Source organism: Mesorhizobium waitakense, from assembly GCF_056431085.1.
Genome location: NZ_JBWKME010000192.1, coordinates 1 through 25,978, shown reverse-complemented (window position 1 = coordinate 25,978; position 25,978 = coordinate 1). Strand labels below are relative to the sequence as shown.

Annotated in this window: 27 protein-coding genes; 13 read left to right on the top strand and 14 right to left on the bottom strand. The window is 62.6% G+C overall.

Annotated elements, in window-relative coordinates; translation table 11 throughout:
* Nucleotides 1-2: 2 nt before the first annotated feature.
* The 4 genes from AC07FD_RS34700 to mnmE form a co-directional block, all read right to left on the bottom strand.
* The gene (locus tag AC07FD_RS34700; RefSeq protein ID WP_095084379.1) at nt 3-803 is read right to left on the bottom strand and encodes a ParA family protein; all 801 of its coding nucleotides are present in this window, start codon (nt 801-803) and stop codon (nt 3-5) included.
* Nucleotides 804-845: 42 nt separating this feature from the next.
* Nucleotides 846-1,478 carry a 16S rRNA (guanine(527)-N(7))-methyltransferase RsmG gene (rsmG, locus tag AC07FD_RS34695; RefSeq protein WP_478353479.1) on the bottom strand — a complete coding sequence of 211 codons (633 nt, stop codon included), beginning with the start codon at nt 1,476-1,478 and terminating at the stop codon, nt 846-848.
* Nucleotides 1,475-3,355 carry a tRNA uridine-5-carboxymethylaminomethyl(34) synthesis enzyme MnmG gene (mnmG, locus tag AC07FD_RS34690; RefSeq protein ID WP_478353478.1) on the bottom strand — a complete coding sequence of 627 codons (1,881 nt, stop codon included), beginning with the start codon at nt 3,353-3,355 and terminating at the stop codon, nt 1,475-1,477. The genes rsmG and mnmG overlap by 4 nt, the downstream gene beginning before the upstream one ends.
* Before the next feature lie 441 nt (nt 3,356-3,796).
* Nucleotides 3,797-5,128, bottom strand: a complete 1,332-nt coding sequence (gene mnmE, locus AC07FD_RS34685) for a tRNA uridine-5-carboxymethylaminomethyl(34) synthesis GTPase MnmE (protein WP_478353477.1) — start codon at nt 5,126-5,128, stop codon at nt 3,797-3,799.
* Nucleotides 5,129-5,190: 62 nt separating this feature from the next.
* On the opposite strand from mnmE, the gene AC07FD_RS34680 reads away from it, so the two are divergent.
* Nucleotides 5,191-7,209 carry a thioredoxin domain-containing protein gene (locus AC07FD_RS34680; protein WP_478353476.1) on the top strand — a complete coding sequence of 673 codons (2,019 nt, stop codon included), beginning with the start codon at nt 5,191-5,193 and terminating at the stop codon, nt 7,207-7,209.
* Between the two features lie 152 nt (nt 7,210-7,361).
* On the opposite strand, the gene rho is transcribed toward AC07FD_RS34680, so the two are convergent.
* The 3 genes from rho to hemE all read right to left on the bottom strand — a co-directional run bounded on the left by rho (nt 7,362) and on the right by hemE (nt 10,367).
* Complete coding sequence (gene rho / locus AC07FD_RS34675) at nt 7,362-8,627, bottom strand: transcription termination factor Rho (RefSeq protein ID WP_095083886.1); 1,266 nt, start codon at nt 8,625-8,627, stop codon at nt 7,362-7,364.
* Nucleotides 8,628-8,790: 163 nt separating this feature from the next.
* Nucleotides 8,791-9,279 carry a protoporphyrinogen oxidase HemJ gene (gene hemJ / locus AC07FD_RS34670; RefSeq protein WP_425352282.1) on the bottom strand — a complete coding sequence of 163 codons (489 nt, stop codon included), beginning with the start codon at nt 9,277-9,279 and terminating at the stop codon, nt 8,791-8,793.
* Between the two features lie 56 nt (nt 9,280-9,335).
* On the bottom strand, nt 9,336-10,367 hold the full coding sequence (gene hemE, locus AC07FD_RS34665) for a uroporphyrinogen decarboxylase (protein WP_478353475.1): 1,032 nt from the start codon (nt 10,365-10,367) through the stop codon (nt 9,336-9,338).
* Between the two features lie 404 nt (nt 10,368-10,771).
* Here hemE and AC07FD_RS34660 point away from each other — a divergent pair, with 404 nt between their 5' ends.
* The 5 genes from AC07FD_RS34660 to dnaQ all read left to right on the top strand — a co-directional run bounded on the left by AC07FD_RS34660 (nt 10,772) and on the right by dnaQ (nt 14,708).
* Nucleotides 10,772-11,593, top strand: coding sequence for a pyruvate, water dikinase regulatory protein (locus AC07FD_RS34660; RefSeq protein WP_095083883.1), 822 nt, complete (start codon nt 10,772-10,774; stop codon nt 11,591-11,593).
* Nucleotides 11,594-11,891: 298 nt separating this feature from the next.
* Entirely contained in the window at nt 11,892-12,491 is a 600-nt protein-coding gene (locus AC07FD_RS34655) for a Maf-like protein (RefSeq protein WP_478353474.1), read from the top strand.
* Nucleotides 12,484-13,326 (top strand): shikimate dehydrogenase, encoded by an 843-nt coding sequence (locus tag AC07FD_RS34650; protein ID WP_478353473.1) that lies wholly within the window; start codon nt 12,484-12,486, stop codon nt 13,324-13,326. Before AC07FD_RS34655 ends, AC07FD_RS34650 begins: the two co-directional genes overlap by 8 nt.
* Complete coding sequence (gene coaE / locus AC07FD_RS34645) at nt 13,323-13,928, top strand: dephospho-CoA kinase (RefSeq protein ID WP_478353472.1); 606 nt, start codon at nt 13,323-13,325, stop codon at nt 13,926-13,928. Before AC07FD_RS34650 ends, coaE begins: the two co-directional genes overlap by 4 nt.
* A gap of 75 nt (nt 13,929-14,003) precedes the next feature.
* Nucleotides 14,004-14,708 (top strand): DNA polymerase III subunit epsilon, encoded by a 705-nt coding sequence (dnaQ, locus tag AC07FD_RS34640; RefSeq protein ID WP_478353471.1) that lies wholly within the window; start codon nt 14,004-14,006, stop codon nt 14,706-14,708.
* Between the two features lie 248 nt (nt 14,709-14,956).
* Here the strand turns inward: dnaQ and secB are convergent, their stop codons facing one another.
* Both secB and AC07FD_RS34630 read right to left on the bottom strand, forming a co-directional pair.
* Nucleotides 14,957-15,457 carry a protein-export chaperone SecB gene (gene secB / locus AC07FD_RS34635; protein ID WP_095083878.1) on the bottom strand — a complete coding sequence of 167 codons (501 nt, stop codon included), beginning with the start codon at nt 15,455-15,457 and terminating at the stop codon, nt 14,957-14,959.
* Between the two features lie 113 nt (nt 15,458-15,570).
* Nucleotides 15,571-16,071: an FxsA family protein gene (locus AC07FD_RS34630; protein ID WP_478353470.1), complete on the bottom strand. Its 501-nt coding sequence runs from the start codon at nt 16,069-16,071 to the stop codon at nt 15,571-15,573.
* Between the two features lie 199 nt (nt 16,072-16,270).
* Between AC07FD_RS34630 and AC07FD_RS34625 the strand changes: the two genes are divergently transcribed.
* From AC07FD_RS34625 to AC07FD_RS34610, 4 genes are read left to right on the top strand one after another with little or no spacing between them, the layout of a single operon-like run.
* Nucleotides 16,271-16,978: a Tim44/TimA family putative adaptor protein gene (locus AC07FD_RS34625; protein ID WP_478353469.1), complete on the top strand. Its 708-nt coding sequence runs from the start codon at nt 16,271-16,273 to the stop codon at nt 16,976-16,978.
* A 25-nt stretch (nt 16,979-17,003) separates the two neighbouring features.
* A complete protein-coding gene (gene mltA, locus AC07FD_RS34620; protein ID WP_478353468.1) occupies nt 17,004-18,110 on the top strand; it encodes a murein transglycosylase A in 1,107 nt (368 codons plus the stop codon).
* Complete coding sequence (locus AC07FD_RS34615) at nt 18,107-18,652, top strand: Smr/MutS family protein (protein ID WP_478353467.1); 546 nt, start codon at nt 18,107-18,109, stop codon at nt 18,650-18,652. The genes mltA and AC07FD_RS34615 overlap by 4 nt, the downstream gene beginning before the upstream one ends.
* A 10-nt stretch (nt 18,653-18,662) precedes the next feature.
* On the top strand, nt 18,663-19,031 hold the full coding sequence (locus AC07FD_RS34610; protein ID WP_477392605.1) for a helix-turn-helix domain-containing protein: 369 nt from the start codon (nt 18,663-18,665) through the stop codon (nt 19,029-19,031).
* Between the two features lie 78 nt (nt 19,032-19,109).
* Here AC07FD_RS34610 and AC07FD_RS34605 read toward each other — a convergent pair whose 3' ends face one another.
* The 4 genes from AC07FD_RS34605 to AC07FD_RS34590 all read right to left on the bottom strand — a co-directional run bounded on the left by AC07FD_RS34605 (nt 19,110) and on the right by AC07FD_RS34590 (nt 22,457).
* Nucleotides 19,110-19,346, bottom strand: a complete 237-nt coding sequence (locus AC07FD_RS34605) for a hypothetical protein (RefSeq protein ID WP_184872749.1) — start codon at nt 19,344-19,346, stop codon at nt 19,110-19,112.
* A 344-nt stretch (nt 19,347-19,690) separates the two neighbouring features.
* Nucleotides 19,691-20,308: a transglutaminase-like cysteine peptidase gene (locus AC07FD_RS34600; RefSeq protein WP_478353466.1), complete on the bottom strand. Its 618-nt coding sequence runs from the start codon at nt 20,306-20,308 to the stop codon at nt 19,691-19,693.
* A gap of 197 nt (nt 20,309-20,505) precedes the next feature.
* Complete coding sequence (locus tag AC07FD_RS34595) at nt 20,506-21,783, bottom strand: polyhydroxyalkanoate depolymerase (RefSeq protein WP_478353465.1); 1,278 nt, start codon at nt 21,781-21,783, stop codon at nt 20,506-20,508.
* 314 nt (nt 21,784-22,097) lie between these two features.
* On the bottom strand, nt 22,098-22,457 hold the full coding sequence (locus AC07FD_RS34590; RefSeq protein ID WP_477280679.1) for a septal ring lytic transglycosylase RlpA family protein: 360 nt from the start codon (nt 22,455-22,457) through the stop codon (nt 22,098-22,100).
* A 307-nt stretch (nt 22,458-22,764) separates the two neighbouring features.
* Between AC07FD_RS34590 and AC07FD_RS34585 the strand changes: the two genes are divergently transcribed.
* A complete protein-coding gene (locus tag AC07FD_RS34585) occupies nt 22,765-22,950 on the top strand; it encodes a hypothetical protein (protein ID WP_478353464.1) in 186 nt (61 codons plus the stop codon).
* A gap of 48 nt (nt 22,951-22,998) precedes the next feature.
* On the opposite strand, the gene AC07FD_RS34580 is transcribed toward AC07FD_RS34585, so the two are convergent.
* Nucleotides 22,999-23,148: a hypothetical protein gene (locus AC07FD_RS34580; protein WP_478353463.1), complete on the bottom strand. Its 150-nt coding sequence runs from the start codon at nt 23,146-23,148 to the stop codon at nt 22,999-23,001.
* Nucleotides 23,149-24,089: 941 nt separating this feature from the next.
* On the opposite strand from AC07FD_RS34580, the gene AC07FD_RS34575 reads away from it, so the two are divergent.
* A complete protein-coding gene (locus tag AC07FD_RS34575; RefSeq protein ID WP_478353462.1) occupies nt 24,090-24,539 on the top strand; it encodes an RrF2 family transcriptional regulator in 450 nt (149 codons plus the stop codon).
* 28 nt (nt 24,540-24,567) lie between these two features.
* Entirely contained in the window at nt 24,568-25,905 is a 1,338-nt protein-coding gene (locus AC07FD_RS34570; protein WP_478353461.1) for an FAD/NAD(P)-binding protein, read from the top strand.
* Nucleotides 25,906-25,978 lie beyond the last annotated feature (73 nt).

Genomic DNA, 25,978 nt, shown 5'->3' with positions numbered 1-25,978 from the left:
AATCAAGCGGCGCGCAATTTGCGCTCACGGCGGATCACTTCCGACGCGAGCTGCAGATAGGCCTGGCTGCCTGAGCATTTCAGATCGTACAGGATCGCCGGCTTGCCGTACGAGGGCGCCTCGGACACCCGCACATTGCGCGGAATGATGGTCTCGTAGACCTTGTCGCCCATATGCGCCCGCACATCCTGCACCACCTGGTTGGCGAGATTGTTGCGGCCGTCATACATGGTCAGCACGATGCCCTGGATGGTGAGATCCGGATTGATTGAACGACGCACCTGCTCGACGGTTTCCAGCAATTGGCTCAAGCCTTCGAGCGCGAAGAATTCGCACTGCAGCGGCACCAACACAGAATCGGCCGCGGCCATCGAGTTCAGCGTCAAAAGATTGAGCGAAGGCGGGCAGTCGATCAGCACATAGCCAAAACCAGCCGAACGGTCGGCCGAGGCACGCAAGGCGTTGCGTAGCCGCAGCACCCGGTCTGGCGCCGAGGCGATTTCCATCTCGATGCCGAGCAGGTCGAGCGTCGACGGCACGATCGACAGGCCGGGCACCGCCGTCGGGATCGCTGCGGCTTCCAGATCCAGTTCGCCCGTCAGCACGTCATAGGACGAGACCGTCCGATCCTTGCGGTCGATGCCGAGGCCAGTGCTGGCATTGCCTTGCGGATCGAGGTCGACGATCAGCACCTTTTCACCGATCGCCGCCAGGGCAGTAGCAAGATTAATGGCGGTGGTCGTCTTGCCGACGCCGCCCTTCTGGTTGGCTACGGTGATGATTCGGGGGCCATTCTTCATCATGGATCTATGCCAGAAATTCATTTTTGGGTCGCCTGGAGCAAATCAGACAGGTCGAAGATTCGACAGTTCGAGGATGACGCCATGTGGGTCGGTCACGCTTGGATGTTCTACCAGATCGAAGGCCCATCGGTGAACGCTTTCTTGCACTTCGGCGCGGTAATCCCGGCCTTTGTGGAACAGGCCACGCGCGCCTGAGGTCAGCCAAGGCGCCGACAGGTCCAGCAAGGTGGAAAGCGAGGCCAAGGCTCGCGCCGTGACGATCTGCGGCGCCGGGACCAGCGCATGGCTGTCTTCAATGCGGCGCGCGACCACCCGCGCCGTCAGGCCGAACTGGCCGATGATTGTCTGCAGGAACGACGCCTTTTTGCGATTGCTTTCAACCAGATCGATGCTCGCCCCATCGCGCTCGGCAAGCAGGAAGGCCATGACAAGCCCCGGGAATCCGCCGCCCGAACCAATATCGACCCAGTGATTCGCGGTCGGCTCGATACGCCCGAGCTGCGCGCTGTCCAGGATGTGACGCTGCCAGACGTCGGCTGCCGTCGACTGCGCAACCAGGTTGATGCTGCGGTTCCATTTCTGAAACATCTGTTCGAACGTCACCAGACGGTCGAATGTTTCACGTGAAACCGGACCGGCCGCGTCCTGCAGGCTCTTCCAGGAGAAAGAGTTCACGCAACGTCCCTCTGGGGCCTCTGCGCATTCTCCTCATGGCGCACATGCGCGACGATGATCGCCAGCGCGGCCGGCGTCATGCCTTCCATGCGCTGGGCATCGGCGATGGACCGCGGCCGCCGCGCTTGCATCTTCTGTTTCAGCTCGTTGGACAGCCCGGGCACACCGGCGAAATCGACTGTCTCCGGGATCAGCCGGCTCTCTTCATGCCGGATCTGCGCCACATCCGTCTTCTGGCGGTCCAGATAGACCGAATATTTCGCTTCCGTTTCCAGGCGCTCGGCCGTTTTAGCATCAACCGCCGCAAACTTGGGCTCCACGCCAGCCAGCCAGCCGACGTCGACACCGGGATAGGCCAGCATTTCATAGCCGGAGCGGCGCACGCCATCCCGGTTGATCTCAAGCCCATGCCGCGCCGCCTCGTTTGGGGTCATGGTCAGCGACACCGCCAGCTGACGCGCTTCGTCGAGCTGCTGCATCATATTGCCGTAGCGCTGCATCCGCTGTGCAGAGGCGATCCCCAACTTGGCGGCGAGGGGCGTCAGCCGCTCATCGGCATTGTCGGCGCGCAGCGACAGCCGGAACTCGGCCCGCGAGGTGAACATCCGGTAGGGCTCGCTGATGCCGCGGCTGGTCAGATCGTCGACCATCACGCCGATATAGGCCTCGGTGCGGCTGAGCACGATCTGCTCGCTGCCGGCAGCACAACGCGCCGCATTGAGGCCGGCGAGCAGTCCTTGCCCCGCTGCTTCCTCATATCCGGTGGTGCCGTTGATCTGCCCGGCGAGAAAGAGACCACTGACGCGCCTGGTCTCTAGGCCCGTAGTCAGCTCGCAAGGATCGACATGATCATACTCGATGGCATAGCCAGGCTGCAGCATGATGGCTCGCTCCAGCCCTGGGATGGTTTTCAGGATGTCCAGTTGCACATCCTGGGGCAACGAGGTCGAGATACCATTGGGATAGACGGTGTCGTCGTCGAGCCCTTCCGGCTCGAGAAAAATCTGGTGCCCGTCGCGGTCGCCGAACTTGACAATCTTGTCCTCGATCGACGGACAATAGCGCGGCCCGACACCTTCGATCGACCCGGAATACATCGCCGACCGGCCAAGATTGGCGCGGATCAAATCATGCGTCGCCGCGGTCGTGCGGGTGATGCCGCACTCGATCTGCGGTGTTTCGATGCGATCGGTCATCAGCGAGAACGGCACCGGATCCTCATCCGCCGCCTGGCGATCCAGCGACGCCCAATCGATGGTCTTCCCGTCCAGCCGTGGCGGCGTGCCGGTCTTCAGCCGGCCGAGCTGGAAGCCGACGCGGCCCATCGTCGCTGACAGGCCAATGCTCGCCTGCTCGTTCATGCGGCCGGCGACGATCTTCTTGTCGCCGATGTGGATGAGGCCACGCAGGAAGGTCCCGGTCGTCAAAACGACGGCGCCACAGGCGAGCCGCAGGCCGTTGGCCAGCAGAACAGCCGCGATCCGCCCATCGACGATCTCGAAGTCGAGAACCTCGCCCTCGATCACGTCGAGATCGTTCTGGAGCCGAATTGTTTCTTGCATGGCAAGGCGATAGAGTTTGCGATCCGCTTGAGTGCGTGGCCCGCGTACCGCTGGCCCCTTGCGACGGTTGAGCAGGCGGAACTGAATGCCGGCGGCATCAGCCACCCGCCCCATCAACCCGTCCATGGCATCGATCTCGCGAACCAGATGGCCCTTGCCGAGACCGCCGATGGCCGGGTTACACGACATCACGCCAATCGTGTCGAAGCGCAGCGTCACAAGCACGGTGCTGGCGCCGGCACGCGCCGCTGCACTCGCCGCCTCGCAACCCGCATGGCCGCCACCCACCACAACCACATCATAGTGATCGGTCATTTCCAAAAAACGTCCTGGACTAGAAAAAGATTGAGCGACACATGTCCCCCCAAGGCGATGCTGTCAAGAAAACTCCGCGGCTCGTTTCGCGTGAGACACCCCTGTGGCGAGTCTTCGCCATGTTTCACGGGAATCCGCGCTCCAACAGCAGGGGCAATCACAGCTTGGCTCTGCCCCTCACCTGCCTGCCGGCATCCTCTCCCCGTATAATGACGAGGGCCGCTGTCATCAATGGTTTCGCCAATTGTCAGCGCCGCAGAAAAGGCGCCGGCGCAGCGGCCAGCCTCTTTCTCCCCGTCGCTATACGGGGAGTTGAGGAGTGGTCCGCTCGAACGACGAGCGCCCGGTAGGGCAATGAGGGGCAGCGCCAGCGTCCGCGACTGCGTTTCACGTGAATCAAAGAGGTCGCCACAGCGATGCGCTGCCAATGTTTCACGTGAGTCATTTCCCAATGCAGAACTGCGCGAAAATCACGTCCAGCATGTCCTCCACGTCGATGGCGCCGACGATTCGGCCGAGCCGGTCGGCGGCGAGCCGCAACTCCTCGGCCCGCAGCTCCTGCCCGATGACCCGGCCGTCAACCGCCCGGCGCAGGTGGCGGTTTGCTTCGCCCAGTAACTCGACATGGCGCAAGCGCGACGGCAGAATATCGCCGGCGCTGCCGGCAGCACGCGCTGCGCGCCAGCCGATTTCCGCCAACAACGCGTCAACGCCGGCCCCATCGACGACCGAGATCACGAAATCGTAGTGCCTGTCCGCACTGGCAGCCGCTTGGCTATTCAAAAGGTCTCGCTTGGTGCCGACCTGCAAGGCCGGAATCGCCGACGGGATCGAAGCCACCGCCTGCGGCTCAGCGACGTCCTGCAACAGCAGCAACAGATCGGCTCGGTCCGCCTTGGCCCTTGCCTTCTCGATGCCGATCGCCTCCACCTTCCCAGCCGCCTCGCGCAGCCCGGCGGTGTCGGTCAACCTGACGCGCAGCCCCTCCAGATCCAACACCACCTCGAGCAGGTCGCGGGTTGTGCCCGGCTCATCCGTTACAATAGCGGCATCGCGCCGCGCCAAGGCGTTGAACAGACTCGATTTGCCGGCATTGGGCGCACCGAGAATCACGACCTCGAACCCATCACGGATGATTTCGGCGGCGCGAAATCCCGCAACGTGCCGGTCGATCTCGTCGATCATCGCCCGTACGTCAAACCAGACCGTATCCGAAACGGAACCTGGCACATCATCCTCGTCGGCAAAGTCGATCTCGGCCTCGATCATGGCGCGGGCGTGGATCAGCCGGCTGCGCCAACTCAAATAGAGCTCGCTCTGAACACCTTCCGCATTCTGGACCGCAAAGCGCCGCTGCGCCTCGGTTTCGGCGTTGACGAGATCGGCCAGCGCCTCGGTTTCGACCAGGTCGACCTTGTCATTGAGGAAGGCGCGACGGGTGAATTCGCCGGGATCAGCATGCCTGACACCGTCGAAGCCGGTGATCGTCTCCAGCATCCTGGCCACCACCGCGCGCCCACCATGAACGTGGAACTCCGCCACATCCTCGCCTGTAAAGCTTGCCGGGCCGGGAAAAAAGACAATCAGGCCGCTGTCGAGCACGGCACCATCAGGCGCTCGGAACTTGCGCAAAACCGTCGCCCGGTCCTTAACCATGCTGCCGGCGATCGTTTCGACTACGAATCGAGTCTGCGGGCCGGAAATGCGGATGACGGCAACGCCGGCAGGAAGCCGGCCGCTCGACAGCGCGACAATCGAATCCCTTGAAATCATTTGCCCGCTCTGCCGCACTGCCCTAGCTTTGCCCGTTCAATCGCATCGCCGAGTGCCTCATCGTGACATTGCCTCCGCAAAACCTGCTTGGCGAAGAAGCCAGCCCCTATCTGCAGCAGCACAGCGGCAATCCCGTCCATTGGCGGGCCTGGTCGCCGGCTTCGCTTGAAGAGGCGAGGGCACTGGACAGGCCGATCCTGCTCTCGGTCGGCTATGCCGCTTGCCACTGGTGCCATGTCATGGCGCACGAAAGCTTCGAGAACGACGACGTCGCCGCTGTCATGAACCGTCTGTTCGTCAATATCAAGGTCGACCGCGAGGAGCGGCCGGACATCGACCAGATTTACATGGCCGCCCTGTCTTCGATGGGCGAGCAGGGCGGCTGGCCGTTGACCATGTTCCTGACGCCGGACGGCAAGCCGTTTTGGGGCGGCACTTATTTTCCGCGCGAGCCACGTTACGGCCGCCCAGGCTTCATCCAGGTGATGCAAGCGGTGGACAAGGCCTGGCGGGAGAAGAGGGCGAGCCTGAACCAGAGCGCTGACGGCCTGACCACGCATGTCGAGGCGCGCCTCGCCGGTTCGCATGCCAAAACAGTGCTTGATCGCGACACGTTGGAAGGCCTTGCCAGGGGCATCGACGGCATGATCGACCGCGATCTCGGCGGCCTGCGCGGCGCGCCGAAATTCCCGAATGCGCCGTTCATGCTCACGCTCTGGCTGTCCTGGCTGCGCGATGGCAATTCCACACATCGTGACGATGTCCTGCTCAGCCTCGACCGGATGCTGAGCGGTGGCATCTACGACCATATCGGCGGCGGGCTCAGCCGCTATTCGACCGACGCGGAATGGCTGGTGCCGCATTTCGAAAAGATGCTCTACGACAATGCCCAGCTCGTTCGCTTCTGCAACTGGGCCTATGCGGCGAGCGGCAATGATTTGTTCCGGATACGAATCGAAGACACCATCGACTGGTTGCTGCGCGAAATGCGTGTCGACGGCGACGCCTTTGCTGCCAGCCTCGACGCCGACAGCGACGGCGAGGAGGGACTGTTCTACACCTGGAGCAGGGAAGAGATCGAAGCCGCACTTGGCAACGATTCCGCTTTGTTTTTCAAATACTTCACGCTCTCCAGCCCGCATGGCTGGGAAGGCAAGCCGGTGGTCCATCAAACCGGCTCGCAGCAAACCCAAAGTGTGGTCGATCGCAACCAACTCGTGCCGCTCAAAGCGAAACTTCTCGCCATAAGGGAAGGGCGGGTCAGGCCGGGCCTCGACGCAAAGACCCTCACCGACTGGAATGGCCTGATGATTGCAGCCCTTGCCGAGGCCGGCCGGTCGTTGTCGCGGCGTGACTGGGTCGACGCGGCGGCAAACGCCTTTGCCCATATCAACGCCGCCAGCCGCGACAACCGCTTGCCGCATTCGATGCTCGGCGCGAGGAAATTGTTCCCAGCGCTGTCCAGCGACTACGCCGCCATGGCCAATGCGGCGATCGTGCTGTTCGAAGCCACCGGCGAATGGAGCTACGTCGAGCAGGCCAGCCGGTTTGTCGAACAGCTCGACCTCTGGCACGCCGACGCCGACAGCACCGGCTACTATCTGACCGCTTCCGACAGCACCGACGTGCCGATCCGCATCCGGGGCGACGTCGACGAGGCCATTCCTTCCGCCACCGGACAGATTATCGAAGCGCTGGTCCGGCTCGCGTCCGTCACCGGCGACCTCGACCTGCCGGGGAAGGCCTGGAAGGTCGCCGAGCATGCCGCCGGCCGAGCCGCGCAGCAGGCCTATGGCCAGGCAGGCATCGTCAACGCCTGTGCGCTGGCGATCGAGCCGCTTAAGCTGGTGCTAATTGATGATCCGACCAATCCTGAACTTGTTCCGGTTGCGAATCGAAACCCCGATCCGCGTCGGGTCGACATTATCGTTTCTATCGGTTCGGAAGCGAATCGACCCGTGCTGCCCGGTGGATTCCTGCCGCCGACCGACAGGCCGGGTGCCTGGCTCTGCACCGGTCAAGTCTGCCTTCCCGTTGTGACGAATCCCAAAGAGCTCGCACACCTCTTGCGTCGCCAATAGGATCACGAAACCTCGCCTTCCGCGCGGAAGAGGGAGTCCGCTGCCACATACGGCCACGCCGTATCGGGGATGCGACCTGATCCCGGACAATGAACCCATCCCGGTTTGCCGGAATGGGGTTTGATGCATAGGCCGGATGTTTCGGCCAACCGTTACGTGTTCATCGAATCGAAGAAATCCGCATTGGTCTTGGTCTGCTTGAGCTTGTCGATCAGGAACTCGATCGCGTCGGTGGTCCCCATCGGCGCCAGGATGCGGCGCAGCACGAAGATCTTCTGCAGGTCCTGCTTGGAGACCAGAAGGTCCTCCTTGCGGGTACCGGACTTCAAAATGTCCATGGCCGGATAGATGCGCTTGTCGGCAACCTTGCGATCGAGCTGGATTTCGCAGTTGCCGGTGCCCTTGAACTCTTCGAAGATGACTTCGTCCATGCGGCTGCCGGTGTCGATCAGGGCAGTCGCGATGATGGTCAGCGAGCCACCTTCCTCGATGTTGCGGGCGGCACCGAAGAAGCGCTTCGGCCGCTGCAAAGCATTGGCGTCGACACCGCCGGTCAGCACCTTGCCGGATGACGGCACAACCGTGTTGTAGGCACGGCCGAGGCGGGTAATCGAATCGAGCAGGATGACGACGTCGCGGCCATGCTCGACCAGGCGCTTGGCTTTCTCGATCACCATTTCGGCGACCTGGACGTGACGCACCGCCGGCTCGTCGAAGGTCGAGGAGATAACCTCGCCCTTCACCGAGCGCTGCATGTCGGTGACTTCCTCCGGCCGCTCGTCGATCAGCAGCACGATCAGATAGCATTCCGGATGGTTGGCAGTAATTGAGTGGGCAATATTCTGCATCAGAACCGTCTTGCCGGTACGCGGTTGCGCGTTGATCAACGCGCGCTGTCCCTTGCCGATGGGCGCCACCAGGTCGATCACGCGCGGCGAGATGTCCTTGCTGGTCGAATTGTCGATCTCCATCTTCAGCCGCTTGGTCGGATAGAGCGGCGTCAGATTGTCGAAGTGGATCTTGTGACGGATCTTTTCGGGATCGTCGAAATTGATGGTGTTGACCTTTAGCAGGGCGAAATAGCGTTCGCCCTCCTTAGGGCTGCGGATCGGCCCTTCGACCGTATCGCCTGTCTTTAGCGAAAAGCGGCGGATCTGCGAGGGCGAGATGTAGATGTCGTCGGGACCGGGCAGATAGTTGGCATTGGCGGAGCGCAGGAAACCGAAACCGTCCTGCAGCACCTCGACAACACCGTCACCGATGATCTCGATCTCCTGGGCGGCCAGTTTCTTCAGGATAGCGAACATCAGCTCCTGCTTGCGCATGACGCTGGCGTTCTCGACCTCGAGCGATTCGGCATAAGCGATCAGCTCTGGTGGCTTCTTGTTCTTGAACTCTGCGAGTTTCATTTCTTGCATAGACGGACTCTGAATCTGCTTTGGGGAAAATATATCGGCGGGATGCGACAAATGCCGGGCGCGGCCGAAAGCAATAAAGGGCGGCGCATGACGGGAAGGAAGACCCGTCTTTTATCGTCGCTTGGGTGAAAGAGCAAGCTGCGTTTTATGGGCCTGGTAAGAGCTAAAACGGCTTGACGACAACCAGGATCACGATTGCGATCATTAATAATGTGGGGATCTCGTTGATCATCCGCCAGTGCCGGGCCGGTTTTTCGTTGCGGTCCTCGGCAAATTTGCGCACCGCCCCGGCCAGGTAGCCATGAACGGCGGACAATAGAAGCACGGCACCGATCTTGGCGTGCAGCCAGCCACCGTGGAAACCAAAGCCTTTCCAGGCGAGCCACAGACCAAAAACCCAGGTGGCGATCATTGCCGGATTGATGATCCCGCGCAGCAGGCGGCGCTCCATCACCTTGAAGGTCTCCGACTGCACCGAGCCCTTCTCGGCATCCACGTGATAGACCAGCAGCCGCGGCAGATAAAGCATGCCCGCCATCCAGGAGATGACGGCAAGGATGTGGATCGCTTTCGCCCATAGATAGAAGCTGTCGGGCGCGACGAAAAACAGAAGTGCCGTGAGAACGACCAGCACGGCAATGCCGATCACCATCCGCATCATTGCCTGGCCGGTGCTGTTGGTGCTGCCAGTGCTGTTTGAATGAGTCATCAGCGGGTCGCGCTCCTCACCAGTTTCACCATTGTCTCGACATGCGCTATCGGCGTCTCCGGCGTGATGCCGTGACCGAGGTTGAAAATCAGCGGCCCGTCGCCCAGCATTTTCAGGATGGCCTCGACACCATCGGATAGGGCTTTGCCGCCAGCAACGAGCCGCAAGGGATCGAGATTGCCTTGGACCGCACCCAAGCGCTGCAAATCCTTCGCCGCCACCAGGGGCACCGTCCAGTCGATCCCCAGGGCCGTTACTCCGGTCTTCTGGCGATAGGTCCGGTACCGCGCACCGGCCCCCTTGGGAAAACCAATGATTGGAACATCGGGATGAACCGCCCGGACCCGGCCAACGATCTCGGCCACCGGCTGAACGCAGAACAGGTCGAACGATGCATCATCGAGAACGCCCGACCAGGAATCGAAGATCTGCACCACATCCGCACCGGCCTCGATCTGGCGGATAAGATAGGCTGCCGAATGATCGGCAAGCACTTTCAGCAAATGTTGAAAGGCTTCCGGCTCGCGATAGGCAAACAGCCGCGCCGGCCCCTGGTCGGGCGTGCCATGGCCGGCAATCATATAGGTCGCCACCGTCCAAGGCGCGCCGCAGAAGCCGATCAACGTTGTCTCATCGGGCAGTTTTGCCCGCAGCCGGCGGACCGTCTCGTAGACCGGTTCGAGATTCACGTGAAACGTTTTGCTTTCCAGAGCCGCAATCTCTGGCGCCGTGATCGGCGTCAGCAGGGGGCCGCGCCCCTCTTCGAAGCGTACGTCGCGGCCAAGCGCGTGCGGAACGACGAGGATATCCGAGAACAGGATCGAGGCATCGAAGCCGAAGCGCTCTATCGGCTGCAAGGTCACTTCGACGGCAAGGTCGGGATCGTAGCAAAGGTCGAGGAACGAACCGGCCCGCCGGCGTGTCTCGCGATATTCCGGCAGATAACGCCCGGCCTGACGCATCATCCAGAGGGGAGGCGGAAACACCGTCTTGCCCTTCAGGACGTCCAGCATGATCCGGTTCTGGGGCATCGAGCGCTCGCTTCTCCAAGCCTCTCTATAATCAAAGATTCTTATATCTAAGATTCTTCTGATTCTAAGAGTCTGTTGGTTGTGGTGGTTGTCACCTGTCCCGCTTTGCCCACAAAAACACCAGCCAGCATATTGTCGCGCGCTTGCCTCTCCAAACTGTAGGGTTCTGGGGAAAGTCTGGAATCCATGACTGGAGTCAATGCGTTAGGAACCGCAGGGAAAAGCCGTCCCTGTGGACAGGCGAGAGACAAAAGACGCCGTCCCCAAACTTGTCCCCAGCCGCTCGGCGAAGCTGACAGTGCGACGAATTGTGGACAAACTGCCATCTGATACAGTCACCCGTGACCGGTCCGTCTTTCCATCCCGCTTTATCCACAGCCGCCCACAGCCTGGAGTGACCCCTTGTGAACAAACCCCAGAGCTTCTTCCACCTGCACCTGATTTCCGACGCGACCGGCGAAACGCTGCTCGCCGCCGGCCGGGCGGCTTCCGCGCAATACAAGGACGCGCGAGCCATCGAGCATATCTACCCTCTTATCCGCACCGAAAAGCAGGTGGCCAAGGTGTTCGAGGACATCGAGGAGGAACCGGGAATCATCCTCTATACGGTCGTCGACCAGAAGCTGGCGCGCGGCATTGACGAGCGTTGTGCGACCATGGGCCTGCCCTGCGTGTCGGTGCTGGAGCCGGTGCTGACCGTGTTCCAGTCCTATCTCGGCACGCCCGCCGGCCGCCGCGTCGGTGCCCAGCATGTTCTCGACGCCGAGTATTTCCGCCGCATCGACGCGCTCAATTTCACCATGGAGCATGATGACGGCCAGCTGCCGGCCAACATGGACGATGCCGACATCGTGCTGATCGGCATCTCGCGCACGTCGAAGACGCCGACCAGCATCTATCTCGCCAACCGCGGCATCAAGACCGCCAACATCCCGATCGTGCTCGGTGTGCCGGTGCCGGAGAGCTTGGTCAACGCCAAGACCCCGCTGATCGTCGGGTTGATCGCCACAGCAGAGCGCATCTCGCATGTCCGGCAAAACCGCATCCTCGGCAACAGCAGCACTTACGAAGCGAGCGACTATGTCGACCGCGCCGCCATCACCGAGGAGCTCGCCTATGCCCGCCAGATCTGCACGCGCCATGGCTGGCCGATGATCGATGTCAGCCGCCGCTCGATCGAGGAAACGGCGGCGGCGATCGTTGCCCTGCGCGGCAAGTCGAGATAAATGAGCGAAAAGTGAGTTTTCCGAGTCTTCTCCAGGCGAAATCTAGCCGAAAGTCGGTGCTGCCCCTCACCTGCCTGCCGGCATCCTCTCCCCGTATAGTGACGGGGAGAGGGGCGCTGTCATCGATGGTTTCGCCAATAGCCAGCGTAGCCGGAAACAGCGTCTGCGCTGAAGCTGCCCCTTTCTCCCGTCACTATACGGGGAGAAATGTCCGGCAGGACAATGAGGGGCAGCGCCCACTTTACCGACTAGAGCTGCTCATACTCCAACCGCGCCTGTGTCTGCGCCCGAGTGCAAAATGACCGAAAAAATCATCCTCGCCTCTAGCAGTCCGTTCCGCAAGGCGATGCTCGTCAATGCCGGCGTCGATGTCGAGGCGGTTGCGGCCGATGTCGACGAGCGGGCGCTCGAGGCGCCCTTGCAGGACAGTGGTGTCTCGCCCGAGGATGTCGCCCTGGTGCTGGCCGAGGCCAAGGCCACCGAAGTCAGCGAACGCCGGCGTGGTGCACTGGTGCTCGGCTGCGACCAGACGCTGTCGCTCGGCGACGACGTGTTCCACAAGCCGGACGACATGGAGGGCGCGCGCCGTCACCTGCTGGCGCTGTCGGGCAAGACCCATCAGCTCAACAGCGCCGCCGTGCTGGTCCGCGATGGTCAGGTGCTGTGGCGGCATGTCGGCATCGCCAGCATGACCATGCGCAAGCTCGACCCTGCCTTCATCGGCCGCCATCTTGCTCGCGTCGGTGCCAAGGCGCTGGCCAGCGTCGGCGCCTACCAGGTCGAAGGCGAAGGCATCGAGCTCTTCGAGAAAATCGAGGGCGACCATTTCACCATTGTCGGCCTGCCGCTGCTGCCGCTGCTGGCCGAACTTCGTGCCCTTGGAGCGATCGATGGCTGAGCCGATCAAAAAGGCCTTCGTCACTGGCCATCCGATCAGGCATTCGCGCTCGCCGAAGATCCATGGCCACTGGCTCGCCCAACATGGCATCGACGGCAGCTACCAGGCCATCGACGTGGCGCCGCAAGATTTTGCCGAATTCCTGGCGACGCTGCAGGCGAACGGTTATCGCGGCGGCAATGTCACCATTCCGCACAAGGAGGCGGCCTTTGCGTTGGTCGACCGGCGAGACGAGGCGGCCGAAGAGATCGGCGCCGTCAACACGCTGTGGTTCGAGGACGGCATCTTGTGGGGCGGCAACACCGACGGTCACGGCTTTGCCGCCAACCTCGACGATCACGCGCCGGGCTGGGCGCGCAACGGCCCGGCGGTCGTGCTTGGCGCCGGCGGCGCCTCGCGCGCCATCATCCATGCACTGAAACAACGCGGTGTCGCCGACATCCGCATCGTCAACCGCACGTTGGCCCGGGCGCAGGAATTGCGCGATCGTTTCGGCGCCGGCGTTACCGCGCACGGCACTGCGGCGACCGGCGAACTGCTTGCCGATGCCGGCCTGCTGGTCAACACCACGGCGCTCGGCATGCAAGGGGATGAAACCCTTGCGGCCAATCCGGCCTTGCTGCCGGATCACGCCATCGTCAACGACATCGTCTATGTGCCGCTGGAGACGCCGCTGCTTGCCGCGGCCCGCGCAAGGAAGCTGAAGACGGTCGACGGTCTCGGCATGCTGCTCAACCAGGCCGTGCCCGGCTTCGAGCGCTGGTTCGGCGTCAGGCCGCAGGTTACGGCCGAATTGCGCGCGCTCATCGTCGCCGACCTGGTGCCGAAACCATGATCGTGCTCGGTCTCACCGGCTCGATCGGAATGGGCAAGTCGACGACGGCCAGGATGTTTGCCGAGGCCGGCGTCCCGGTTCATGATTCCGACGAGGCGGTGCATCGCCTCTATGCTGGCAAGGCCGCGCCTCTGGTCGAAGCGGCCTTTCGCGGCACGACGGACGCCGGCGTGGTCGATCGCGCAAAACTTGGCGGGCGCGTGCTTGGCGACGCCAGCGCGCTGAAGCGGCTGGAGGCCATCATCCACCCGCTGGTGCGCGCCGATGCCGATGCCTTCCTGGCGCGCAACCGGGCCGCCGGAGCGCCGCTCGCGGTGCTCGACATTCCGCTGCTGTTCGAAACCGGCGGCCGCAACCGCGTCGACAAGGTCGTCGTCGTCACCGCCGCGGCCGAAGTGCAGCGCCAGCGCGTGCTGGCGCGGCCGGGTATGACCGAGGAAAAACTGGCATCGATCCTGGCCAAGCAGGTGCCGGATGCGCAAAAGCATCGTCAGGCCGATTTCATCATCGACACCGGAGAGGGGATGGACGCCGCCCGCGCGGCGGTCAAAGCCATCGTTGCGGATCTGACCGGGGATAAGTCAAGGAATGCCATCTCCTGACGCCAGGCCGTCAGCATTGCCCATTGCCATTTTGTTCCGGTCTTATGATTCTGCTCGCCTGGAGCGACTGATTCGATGCGTGAGATCATCTTCGACACGGAAACCACCGGCCTTGATTCGCGCGACGACCGCGTCATCGAGCTGGGCGGCATCGAGCTGGTCAACCGCTTCCCGACCGGCAAGACCTTCCACCACTATATCAACCCTCAAGGTCGGCCGATCCACGCCGAAGCGCAGGCGGTCCACGGCATCAGCATGGCGGACCTCGCGGGCAAGCCGACCTTTGCCGAGATTGCCGAGGAGTGGCTGGCCTTCATCGACGGCGCCAAGCTGGTCGCCCACAACGCCACGTTCGACGTCGGTTTCCTCAATGTTGAATTCGGCCGGCTGGGCCACCCGGTCATCGACAATGGCCGTGTCGTCGACACGCTGGCGCTGGCGCGCCGCAAGCACCCGATGGGCCCCAATTCGCTCGACGCGCTCTGCCGGCGCTACGGCATCGATAACACAAGGCGCACCAAGCACGGCGCCTTGCTCGATTCCGAACTGCTGGCCGAAGTCTATATCGAGCTGATCGGCGGCAAGCAGGCTGCCCTCATCCTCGACAGCGCCACCGCGCCGGCTGGGGGTAACGAGAATGTCCGCCAAATCGAAATCACCATCAGCCAACGCCCGGCCCCCTTGGCGCCGCGCCTGACCGAAGCCGAGCGCGCCGCGCACGCAGGCATGGTCGCCACACTCGGCGAAAAGGCGCTGTGGTTGAAGGTTCTTGGGAACTAGCGGCAAATTGGAGACCGGTTGGGAGCGAGGTACCGGGACAAACCTTGGAGGTTAGCCAAAGCCCTTCTCGCGTTCGTCATCCTAGGGTCTCCGCGACGTCGCTTCGCTCCTGCTCCGCCCTAGGATGACGAAGGTATAGGAGTCTCAGGCCAATCGCAGATGTTCGAGACTGACGCTTAAAGTCTTCATCTAAAACAAAAAAACCCGGCGCGAGGCCGGGTTCTTCACAATCCAGACAAAGGCAAGCCTCAGCTCACCTTGACGTTGGACGCCGCCTGGTCTTCGGCCAGTTTCTGCTGGAACATCTGCGCGAAATCGATCGGGTCGAGCATCAGCGGAGGGAAGCCGCCATTGCGCGTCGCTTCGGCGATGATCTGCCGGGCGAAGGGGAACAGCAGGCGCGGGCATTCGATGAACAGGATCGGCAGCATGTGTTCCTGCGGGAAGCCGCTGATCGCGAACACGCCGCCATAGATAAGCTCGACATTGAACAGCACTTCCTGGTCGAAGGAGGCCTTGGCGTTCAGCGTCAAATTGACGTCGAACTGCTTGTCGGAGAGCGGGTTGGCGTTGACGTTGACGTTGATGGCGATGCCAGGCGCCTTGTCGCGGCCGCGTAGCGAGTTCGGCGCGCCGGGGCTTTCGAAGGACAGATCCTTCACATACTGCGCCAGAACGTTGAGCGACGGCTGCGCCGCATTGCCGTTTCCGTTGGCTGCGCCGGGCGCCGCGTCATCTTTGCTTGCCATAAGCCTTTGTCCTCTTGCCTGGGCAGCATCGCTGACCGAATTGAAATCGGGCGTTCGCTACCATGGTCGGCATGACAAGACAAGGTTTGCCACCTTGCTTCTGGACCGCCGCCCTATTCGTCCTTGAGGCGGCGCCAGGGAGAGTTGTGGTCCGGTCCGCGCGAATAGTCGTCGCTGCGCGAATAATCGCCATCGTCGAGGTCGATGGTCTTGTCGCGCTGCCGGCCGCGGAACCCGCCGGTGCTGAAATTGGTGGCCAGCACGACGCGGCCCTTCAACGCCCGCCAGGCGAGATCGCGGACCGGCGGCAGGAACAGCAGCAGGCCGATGATGTCGGTGATGAAGCCGGGTATGATCAAGAGGATCGCCGCTAGCACGATCATCGCGCCATGCGCGAGCTGGCGGCTCGGATCGCGGCCGGCGTCCATCTCGGCCCGGATCCGCGTCATGACGCTGAAACCTTGGTGCCGGAGCAGCAGCGCACCGGCGATGCTCGATGCCAGCACCAGGCCGACCGTCGCCAGGGCGCCGACCTGGCGTCCGACAACCACGAAGCCGGCGATTTCCAGCAGCGGCAGCGCCAGGACAAAAAGGGGAAGGAACGAAATGCGCAAGTCTTGCCAACCCTTTTCGATCGTTTTGGCCGTTGGCGAGCAATCGCCGCTGGCACTGGGCCTGTTAGATAGGTATGCCTGCCTTTGATTTGAATGATTGCGCCTTGCGTTCTATATGCTTTGAATGTTGAACGCTATGCGACCGTAGCCCTTGGGGCCGGCGGTCCGGCTACAAGGCAGGGATTGATTGGCGGAAGATATGGGATTCTTCGACTTCGGCACGATTTTCTTCCTGATTGCGGCAGTGGTCATCTTTTTCCAGCTGCGCAATGTGCTGGGCCGACGCACCGGCAGCGAACGGCCGCCCTTCGACCCTTATACGGCCGCCCGCAGCGGCGACAAGGATGCCGCCCAGAAACCCGAAAATGTCGTCTCGCTGCCGCGCAAGCGCTTGCCGGGCGAGGCGGCCGCCGAGACCTATGCGGCGATTGACGCCTTCGCCAAGCCCGACACCGACCTCAACAAGGGATTACGCACGATCAAGGACAACGATCCGTCCTTCGAGCCGAAGAGCTTCGTCGACGGCGCCAAGATGGCTTACGAGATGATCGTCATGGCCTATGCCGACGGTGACCGCAAAACGCTGAAGAACCTGTTGTCGCGAGAGGTCTATGATGGCTTTGTGGCCGCCATCGGCGAGCGCGAGGCCAAATCGGAAAAGATCCAGTCCTCCTTCGTCGGCATCGACAAGGCCGACATCGTCTCGGCCGAGATGAAGGGTGGCGAGGCGCATGTCACGCTGCGCATCATAAGCGAGCTGATTTCGGCGACCCGCGACAAGGCCGGCGCTGTCATCGATGGCGACCCCGAAACCGTCGCCGAGGTCAAGGACGTCTGGACGTTTGCCCGCGACACGCGCTCGCGCGATCCGAACTGGAAGCTCGTCGCCACCGAGGAAGAAGACTGAATCCGGTAGAAGTGGCGAGGCTCCGGTGTCGCTATCGCCTCTTTTTGTCGGGAAATCCTTCGGCGCCTTGCCCGGCTGGGATGAGGACGACCATCTCTCCGCCTTCGCGGCCTTTCGCCGTTCCGCCTTCCATGTCCTGATCAAGCCCTATCGCAGCGGTTCGCTTGGTGTCGACTTCAATGCCTTTGCCGAGGCCTACGCCGAGGCCCGCATTGTTTCGCCGGCGAATCGGTCGCAGGCCCGGGCCTTTTTCGAGCGTCATTTTATCCCGATGAATATCCGCGCCGAGAACGGCGCCGCCGGCCTCGTCACCGGCTTCTACGAGCCCGAAGTCGAGGCGTCGCCGATCCGGACGCAGCGATTTTCCGTGCCGCTGCTGTCGCGTCCGGCCGATCTCGTCGATATCGACGACGCCAATCGGCCGCTTGGCATGGACCCTTACCTCGCCTTTGCCCGCCAGACGCAGCAAGGACCGGTCGAATATCCCGACCGCGGCGCCATCGAGCGCGGCGCGCTTGACGGCAAGGGGCTGGAAATGGCCTGGCTGGCCGACAAGGTCGATGCCTTCTTCATCCATGTGCAGGGCGCGGCCAGACTGAACATGACCGACGGCCGGCTCCGCCGCGTCACCTACGCCGCCAAATCCGGCCAACGCTTTACCGGGCCTGGCAAGATCCTCAGCGAAATTGGCGAGATCCCGCTGGAAAGGGTGACGATGCAGTCGATCCGCGCCTGGTTCAAGGCGCACCCGGACCGCGTCGACGAAATCCTTTGGCAAAACCGCTCCTACATCTTCTTCCGCGAGGCCGATGTCGAGGACGCCGCCCTTGGCCCGATCGCCGCCGCCAAGGTGCCGCTGACGCCGGGCCGCTCCATCGCCGTCGACCGCCTGCTGCACACATTCGGCACGCCGTTCCATATCGATGCGCCGTCGCTGACCGCTTTCGACGCAAAACCGTTCCGGCGCCTGATGATCGCGCAGGACACCGGCTCCGCCATCACCGGGCCGGCGCGCGGCGACCTGTTCGCCGGATCGGGCGATGCGGCAGGCGAGATCGCCGGCGTGGTGCGCAACGCGGCCGATTTTCATGCGCTGATCCCGCGTGCTCTCGTTCCGGGTACGAATCGATGACCCGGCGGCCAGCCAGACCGAGCGAAGCCGAGCTCAGCGAGGACGACCGGGTGCTGTGGAACCTGGTGGCGCGCACGGCCAAACCGCTCAAGGGCAGGATGGCCATCGACATCCCCGACCTCGCGGCCGAAACAAGGGCGACACCGTCGCAGCCAGCCCAGCCTGTTGCCAACCAGGCAGGCGCGGCAAAGCCGAAGACCCAGCATGTCGCGCACGCACTCGACGAACCAACGCTGGACAAGCTGTCGAAGGGGCGGCTGCCGATCGAAGGCCGCGTCGATCTGCACGGCCTGACCCAGGACGAGGCCTATTCGCTGCTGTTCTCGTTCCTGCACCGGGCGCATGCCGGCGGCATTCGCTACGTGCTGGTCATCACAGGCAAGGGTTCGTCCTCCGGCGGCGACGGGGTGCTGCGGCGCGCCGTGCCCGCCTGGCTGTCGACGCCTGCCTTCCGACCGCTGGTCTCCAGCCACGACCATGCCGCCCGCAATCATGGCGGCTCCGGCGCGCTCTATATCCGGCTGCGGCGGCAGCGCGCATGAGGATGCGGACATGACGCCGTTCGGCGAGAAGCTGCGGACGCTCAGAAGCGAGCGCGGTGTCAGCCAGAAGGATATGGCGGCCGCGATCGGCGTCAGCGCCGCCTATCTGTCGGCGCTGGAGCATGGCAGGCGCGGCGCGCCGACCTGGACGCTGATCCAGAAGATCATCGGCTATTTCAACGTCATCTGGGACGATGCCGAGGAACTGGCCCGGCTGGCCGAAGCCTCGCATCCGCGCGTGAAGCTCGACACGTCAGGCCTCAGTCCCGCAGCCACCGAGCTTGCCAATCTCTTGGCCGAGAACATCGAGAAACTCGACGAGGCGGAACTGCGCCGCATTACCGCCTCGATCCGCGCGGCTCTGGGCCGGCAACCGTAGCGAGGCCGGAGCCGCGAGTTTACACGCGCGTCCGCTTCTGCCTGAAGAGCTGCCCGCCGGCGGTCCGCTGCGTCGAGATCATTTCTTGCCGGCCGCGCCGCCCTTATCTCCCCGGCCGCCATTGTCATTGTGGCCTCGACCACCGTTTCCACCGCCCAGACAGTTCGAGTCGCCATTGCTGCAGCAGCGCCCGCCCCACAGGTCGTTGGTCGATGTCTTGGCGCAGCCTGGAATGGTCTGATCGGCCAAAGCGGATCCGGCCAGCGCCGATACCGCGACGGCGGCGAGAAGGGTATTTCGCAAAAGTGCAGTCATCGGAAGTCTCCATGGTTGGTTTCTATCCACGGCCATGTGTCGTCGGCCGGGAGGGAATGGTTCATGGAGAATGCGGAATTGTTGGAAGGCCGCATGATGCGCGCGGCGCTGGGCAAATAGCGAGACGCCGGCGGGACAGCGCCCCCCTCTGCCCTGCCGGACATCTCCCCCTCAAGGGGGGGGATTGGCGGCTTTGTGCTCGCTGCTTTTTTCTTCAACGTTGAAAATTGGCGAAAGCGCAGGTGACAAACGATCTCCCCCCTTGAGGGGGAGATGTCCGGCAGGACAGAGGGGGGCGCGAAGGATCGCCGACCTCCGCCGAAGCCCCACTGTTTGCTAGGGACCTACTGAACCGAACCGACCAAGACCTGCTGGCCGCCGCGGATCGAGACCCAGCGGCCGGTGTTGTCGATCGCCTGCCGCTTGAGGAAGCGGTAGCCGGTCAGGTCCCACGACTTGACCTTGTCGTTCAGATTGTCGAGCACATAGTCGCCCTTGTCGGTGCGCACCGTCAGCACCGCATGGCCCTCGCCGTCGGGCTTGCGCACGACGGTGATCAGAAGGTCGGCAAGCGAGATGCCCATGCGCGAAAGCTGGCGCCGCTTCTCCAGCACATAGTCCTCGCAGTCGCCGACGCCCTTGTCGGGGTAGGCCCAGACCTCGTCCTTGCCGTAGATTTCCATGTCGCTCATCGGCTTGACGGCGGCATTGACCCTGGCGGTGACGTTGGTCAGCTTGCGCATCAGACTGTCGGTCATCGCGGCTGGCGCCAGATTGCTCGGGCGGATCGAGCATTCGCCCGGATGGAGCTTGCAGAAATCATAGTGGCCGATCGGCTGCGAGGTGAGGCCCCCCGTCGCCATTGCTCCAGCCGCCAAAGCCGGTGCCACCCAGCCTCCCGTTGCTGCCAGCCCGGCTGCTAAGTACACGCGCAGCCTTCGCGCCATCGATGAGGATATCATTGTCCCCGTCCACCCTTAGTTATTAACGAAAGGTTAAAGGGGATTTACAGTCCGTGTCAATTACGACGACGGTCGGATTGATAGCATGGTTACCCGAGGGGCAGGACAGCGGCACTTGTGCAACAGAATCGGCTGCACAGCACTGGCCGTCTGGCCAGCTTTGCCGGCCAATTGGCCCGGATTTTCGCTGAGGGAACCTATCTTTTGGCGACGCGGACCAGCTTCGGCTTCACCGCAACGCGGTTCTGGCGACCATAGCTGGTGATGAAGTCGACGATGCGCGGCACGATTTCGGAGCGGAAGCGCGAGCCGTTGAAAACGCCGTAGTGGCCGACCGCGGGCTGCATGTAGTGCGCCGTCTTGTCGGCTGGGATGTTGGGGCACAGATCGTGCGCCGCTTTGGTTTGGCCAAGGCCGGAAATGTCGTCGTTCTCGCCTTCGACCGTGAACAGCGCGACGTTGCGGATATCGGTCGTATCGATCCGGGTGCCGCGATGCGTCATCTCGCCCTTGGGCAAGGCATGGCGCACGAAGACGGTGTCGACGGTCTGCAGGTAGAACTCCGCCGTCAGGTCCATCACGGCGAGATACTCGTCGTAGAAATCGCGGTGCTTCTCGGCATTGTCGCCATCATGCTTCACCAGGTGCATGAAGAAGTCCTTGTGGGCGATGATGTGGCGGTCGAGATTCATGCTCATGAAGCCGGACAGCTGCAGGAAGCCCGGATAGACCTCGCGGCCGAAGCCCGGCACCGGCCACGGCGCCCGCATCACCACATTGTCGCGGAACCAGTCGATGCCCTTTTCCTCGGCCAGCAGATTGACCGCGGTCGGGTTGCAACGGGTGTCGATCGGCCCGCCCATCAAGGTCATGGTCGAGGGCACGAAAGGGTCGCCGCGCGTCTCCATCAGCGCCACGGCCGCAAGCACCGGCACGGAAGGCTGGCACACCGCCATCACATGGCGGTCGGGGCCGAGCGCGTGCAGCATGTCGATGATGTAGTCGATATAGTCGTCGAGATCGAAACTGCCGTCGGCGAGCGGCACCATGCGGGCATCGACCCAGTCGGTGATGTGGACGTCGGCATAGGGCAGCATCGCTTCGACCGTGCCGCGCAGCAGCGTCGCGTAGTGGCCGGACATCGGCGCCACGATCAACAGCTTCGGATCCGCCCGGCGCCCGGCGGGCACGGCGCGTTCAAAGCGGAGGAGATTGCAGAACGGCCGCGACCACACGGTCTTCTCGGTGACTTCGACGCTCTTCCAGTCGACCACCGTCTTGTCGAGGCCGAATGTCGGCTTGCCGTAGCGGCGCGTGGTGCGCTCGAACAGTTCGGCGGTTGCAGCGACCGAGCGGCCCCACGATGTGTGCGAAAATGGATTGAGCGGATTGGTGTAGAACAGGCGCACCGCGTCGGCATAGAGACGCGCGGGCTGCATGGCGGCGTGATTCATTTCATAGAGCTGGTAGAACATCGAGAACCCCGCTGCTGCCTGCGACTGAAGGGACGACGAGCAGCGTCATGCCTTGAATGTCTCGCGGGGAAGTTAACAACTAATTGCTGCGATGCAATACGTCATGTGGCGTGACTAACGCTTCTTTCGTCCAAAGCCTTGAAAACCCGGCCTGAACGGCGCAGCCGGCTCACTGTGCGGCGCGAAGTGTGTAAGAAATGTGTCTGGCATTGGTGCCGGACACCCGACCATGATTCCCGAAAAGTGGATTGCGGTTTTCTCGGACAAACGGAAAACCGTTTTGTCCAGAGATCATGGTCCAGGCAATGGCAATATCAGACGCGCGCCATGCAGACGGCGGTATGGCCGGAACCGATGAAGCCGAGCTGGCCGGCGGCACCCTTCGACAGGTCGAGCACGCGACCCCTGATGAACGGACCGCGATCGTTGATGCGCACGATGACGCTGCGGCCGTTGTTCTGGTTGGTCACCCGAAGCTTGGTGCCGAAAGGCAAGGTACGGTGGGCGGCGGTCATCGCCGACGGGTTCATGCGCTCGCCCGATGCGGTTTTGGAGTGCAGGGCGTACCAGGAGGCACGGCCGCACTGGCCGGCGGCGGCTGCCGAAGATGCGCCGGCCATCAGGCCAGCAACCAGCGTTACCGCGACAAGCGCGGTCTGTTTTGTAGTATTCATATTTGGGGGATGGCTCCGTTTTTGACAGACCCCAGCCGTTAGGTGTCGAATAAGGCGTGAAATGCGGCAATCATCTGTCGGTTCCGTGGCAATGGCACACGTTTGGAGTCGCCGGGTAACAGTCTGTTAGGGATTTTCGGCAGGCCGATGATCAATTGTCGATGATCTTCGTGCCGATTACAGCGACTTGTTTGAAGATCGAACGACAATATCCAAGTAGAGGCCGAAGCGTTCGGGCCATTTCCTTTGGCTCCTTCATCGCGCCCACCACGCCGCCACCGATCGACTTCGAAAGGGAGATCCATCAATGAGACTGACGAAAAATCTGCTGGCGTTGATTGTGTTTGCCGTCGGCGCGGTGTGGTCGCTGCAGGGCATCGGCGTGGTCGGCGGAAGCTTCATGACCGGCCAGTCGCAATGGCTCTATACCGGCATCGTCACCATGCTGGTCGGCCTGGTCGGACTGGTGTGGGCAAACCGTTCAAGGGGATGAGTTGCCCTTCACTGCGACCAGTATTGCCAGGCCCAGTAAAAACTCTCGTCACGTGGCGGCAGGCGGTCGCGCCCGGCGTCCCCAGCGCACCGGCGCCGGCGATCGCGGGTCCTCCTCTTTCGTCCGTTTGTCATTGGACGCCAGGTCCAGCAGCCAGGCGCCGAAATGGCTGAACAGCACGGCGGTGGAATGGGTCATCGTCATTCTCCCTTTTCCGATCATTTCTTTCCCGCCTTGAGGTCGTCGGCCATGGCAGGACCGAGGAAGGCGGCACCGGCAAGGGCTGCCGACGAAAGCAGAATGATGCGTCGCGAAATGGTGGACATGAAGGGCTCCTGGAAAAGAGAAAACCGGAATGCCCTACGATAGTCCGCTAATTCTATCGCTCTTGTAGAGTTAAATCCTTCCAGCCAAGACGGGCTTGTTAGAATAAATGCATTGGTGGTGCGGTGCCGCAGCGGACAAGCGGGCTGTCTTTCGAGATTGGGTGAAGCCCACCAGCTTCGTCATCCCTGGGCGGAGCGACGCGAAGCGGAGCGCAGACCCTGGGATCCATGCCGTGATGCCAGAGCGCCGCTACGATGCAGAAGAGAAGAAGGGGATGGCGACAGAACGGACGTTGATTCTCCTCCGTTGCATTCTTCGACGGATGTCACGGCATGGATCGTCGGGTCTGCGCGACGGAGCTTCGCTCCTGCCCCGCCCGTGGATGACGAAGTCGGGGCCCGCCTCAACAGCTTGGACGCTGGGAACGAATGAGAATTCCCGCCACGACCATCTCCAGGCAAATCCATACCTCAAACAGCCGTGGATTTAAAAACCCGCTCCGCGTCTTCGGGGGTAAGTATAGTAATCTTATCGACATTGGGAACTGGAGGACGATGAGCGGCCACCGTATCGCGATGATCGCTGACAACGCACATGGGCCGTCAACGCCGTGCGGCTGTGTCCCTGCGGGCACAAAAGCCTGCCAAAATGGCCATTGCGCCTGAAAACGAAGCAAAATCAACAGCTGTTGGCTTGTACATCATGTCACTAGAATTTATGTGTCATGGCAGCTTGGACGCGGCGAGGTCGCACGTCGGGCGTTTGGCAACCGATGGTTTCGTGCCGTCGCATGACAGAGAAATTTTGATTTCATGCTCACGAAAAAGGGCAAGTACGGCCTCAAGGCGCTCGTACACCTCTCGCGACTGCCGGTCGGACAGCTCGCTTTCGTCAACGACATCGCCACCAGCAACAACATCCCGAAGAAATTTCTCGACGCCATCCTCGGCGAGCTGCGCAATGCCGGCTTCGTCCAGAGCCGCAAGGGCAAGGAGGGCGGCTATCGCCTGGCGCGGCCTGCCGACGAGATCAAGGTCGGCCACGTCGTGCGCGTGCTCGACGGCCCGCTGGCGCCGATTCCTTGCGCCAGCCGCACCCAGTACCAGCGCTGTGAAGATTGCAACGAGGCGACATGCCAAGTCCGACATCTGATGCTCGAGGTCCGGCAGGCGATCGCCGAGGTACTCGATCAGCGCAGCCTCGCCGAGATGCGCGACATGGCTGTCGACGACCTGCCGGTGGTGGTGAAGGTCCAGGCCTGACGCGCGCACTTCGCACGAGGCCGGGCGCATGACCGGGCGCGCCAACTCGATCATCATTGTCGGCGGCGGCGCCAGCGGCGTCGTGATGGCCGCGCATCTCTTGAAATCGCCCAATCCCGATCTGCGCGTCACGCTGATCGAAAAGCGCCCGCATTTCGGCCAGGGCATCGCCTATTCCACGCTGCTGTCGGCGCATGTGCTGAATGTCAGTGCCGCCAGCATGAGCGCCTATGCCGACGATCCCGGCAATTTCTGGCGCTGGCTGTTGGAGCGCGGCCTGGCGACATCGGACCAGGCGCCGGTGTACGCGCCGCGCAGCCTCTATGCCCGTTACCTCAAGGAACTGCTCGACGAGCTGGAAACGCGCGAACGCGAAACCGGCCGGTTGCGCCTGATCCGTGAGGAGAGCCTCTCGATCACGCCGACCACGTCCGGCGTCGAGGTCGCGCTCGCCAACGGCACCAGCGTCGTCGCCCATCTCGCCGTGCTGGCGACCGGCCATGACGAGGAGCCGGCGCAGGGGCATGCGATCAGGATGGGCTCCGAAGCCGACACGGCACTTGCCCCCGACAGCCGCGTCATGGTGCTCGGCACCGGTCTCAGCATGGTCGATGCCTTCCTGTCACTGGAGCAGCGCGGTCATCGCGGCGACATCATCGCGGTTTCACGGCGCGGCCTGCTGCCGTCGCCGCATCGCAAGGGCAATCCGATCAAGCTCGATGTCGCCGACATTCCGCTCGGCACCCAGCTGTCCTATTTCGTCGGCTGGTTCCGCGACCTGATCAAGCAGAACCAGAAGGCCGGCATCGACTGGCGCGACGTCGTCGACGGCTTGCGGCCATTCAACCAGAAGATCTGGCAGAACTGGCCAGCTTCCGCCAAGCGCCGCTTCGTCGAGCACACCAAGGCCTGGTGGGACATCCACCGCCACCGCATGGCGCCCGAAGTCTATGGCCGCGTCACCGAGGCCGTGCAATCCGGCCGCATCCGCCTGGTCGCCGGGCGCGTCGTCGACATCGCCCGGAACGGCGACTTCACGGTCCAGGTCCAGTCGCGCCACACGCAGCGTCTCGAAACCTTCGAGGTCGCCCGTATCTATGATTGCTCGGGCATCATCAGGGACATCTCGACCTCGTCGAACAGCGTCGTGCGCTCGCTGGTCGACCGCGGCCTGGCGCGGCCGGACCCGCTGCGTATCGGCCTCGACGTGTCCGCCAATTGCGAGATCATCGCTGGCGACGGCACAGTTTCAGCCAAGGTTCTGGCCGTCGGCCCGCTGACGCGCGGCACCTTCTTCGAGATCGACGCCATCCCCGACATCCGCGTTCAATGCGCCAGGCTGAGCAAGCGGCTGTTGAGTTATTAGCACTACTTTGGCAGTTTAGGTTTGAGGGCGTGTGCGAGCAGCTTCTGACAGTGAGGACATCTGCGGGGTGGCG

What these genes read in the sequence shown, in the direction of transcription:
- AC07FD_RS34610 (WP_477392605.1), top strand. Translation starts at nt 18,663, where the DNA reads ATGACGCCGTTCGGCGAGAAGCTGCGGACGCTCAGAAGCGAGCGCGGT.
- AC07FD_RS34605 (WP_184872749.1), bottom strand. Translation starts at nt 19,346, where the DNA reads ATGACTGCACTTTTGCGAAATACCCTTCTCGCCGCCGTCGCGGTATCG.
- AC07FD_RS34700 (WP_095084379.1), bottom strand. Translation starts at nt 803, where the DNA reads ATGATGAAGAATGGCCCCCGAATCATCACCGTAGCCAACCAGAAGGGC.
- AC07FD_RS34600 (WP_478353466.1), bottom strand. Translation starts at nt 20,308, where the DNA reads ATGATATCCTCATCGATGGCGCGAAGGCTGCGCGTGTACTTAGCAGCC.
- coaE (WP_478353472.1), top strand. Translation starts at nt 13,323, where the DNA reads ATGATCGTGCTCGGTCTCACCGGCTCGATCGGAATGGGCAAGTCGACG.
- AC07FD_RS34650 (WP_478353473.1), top strand. Translation starts at nt 12,484, where the DNA reads ATGGCTGAGCCGATCAAAAAGGCCTTCGTCACTGGCCATCCGATCAGG.
- AC07FD_RS34580 (WP_478353463.1), bottom strand. Translation starts at nt 23,148, where the DNA reads ATGACCCATTCCACCGCCGTGCTGTTCAGCCATTTCGGCGCCTGGCTG.
- secB (WP_095083878.1), bottom strand. Translation starts at nt 15,457, where the DNA reads ATGGCAAGCAAAGATGACGCGGCGCCCGGCGCAGCCAACGGAAACGGC.
- AC07FD_RS34585 (WP_478353464.1), top strand. Translation starts at nt 22,765, where the DNA reads ATGAGACTGACGAAAAATCTGCTGGCGTTGATTGTGTTTGCCGTCGGC.
- hemJ (WP_425352282.1), bottom strand. Translation starts at nt 9,279, where the DNA reads ATGGTGATCGGCATTGCCGTGCTGGTCGTTCTCACGGCACTTCTGTTT.
- AC07FD_RS34575 (WP_478353462.1), top strand. Translation starts at nt 24,090, where the DNA reads ATGCTCACGAAAAAGGGCAAGTACGGCCTCAAGGCGCTCGTACACCTC.
- mnmG (WP_478353478.1), bottom strand. Translation starts at nt 3,355, where the DNA reads ATGACCGATCACTATGATGTGGTTGTGGTGGGTGGCGGCCATGCGGGT.
- AC07FD_RS34595 (WP_478353465.1), bottom strand. Translation starts at nt 21,783, where the DNA reads ATGTTCTACCAGCTCTATGAAATGAATCACGCCGCCATGCAGCCCGCG.
- AC07FD_RS34590 (WP_477280679.1), bottom strand. Translation starts at nt 22,457, where the DNA reads ATGAATACTACAAAACAGACCGCGCTTGTCGCGGTAACGCTGGTTGCT.
- dnaQ (WP_478353471.1), top strand. Translation starts at nt 14,004, where the DNA reads ATGCGTGAGATCATCTTCGACACGGAAACCACCGGCCTTGATTCGCGC.
- AC07FD_RS34655 (WP_478353474.1), top strand. Translation starts at nt 11,892, where the DNA reads ATGACCGAAAAAATCATCCTCGCCTCTAGCAGTCCGTTCCGCAAGGCG.
- AC07FD_RS34615 (WP_478353467.1), top strand. Translation starts at nt 18,107, where the DNA reads ATGACCCGGCGGCCAGCCAGACCGAGCGAAGCCGAGCTCAGCGAGGAC.
- rho (WP_095083886.1), bottom strand. Translation starts at nt 8,627, where the DNA reads ATGCAAGAAATGAAACTCGCAGAGTTCAAGAACAAGAAGCCACCAGAG.
- mnmE (WP_478353477.1), bottom strand. Translation starts at nt 5,128, where the DNA reads ATGATTTCAAGGGATTCGATTGTCGCGCTGTCGAGCGGCCGGCTTCCT.
- AC07FD_RS34625 (WP_478353469.1), top strand. Translation starts at nt 16,271, where the DNA reads ATGGGATTCTTCGACTTCGGCACGATTTTCTTCCTGATTGCGGCAGTG.
- AC07FD_RS34570 (WP_478353461.1), top strand. Translation starts at nt 24,568, where the DNA reads ATGACCGGGCGCGCCAACTCGATCATCATTGTCGGCGGCGGCGCCAGC.
- hemE (WP_478353475.1), bottom strand. Translation starts at nt 10,367, where the DNA reads ATGCCCCAGAACCGGATCATGCTGGACGTCCTGAAGGGCAAGACGGTG.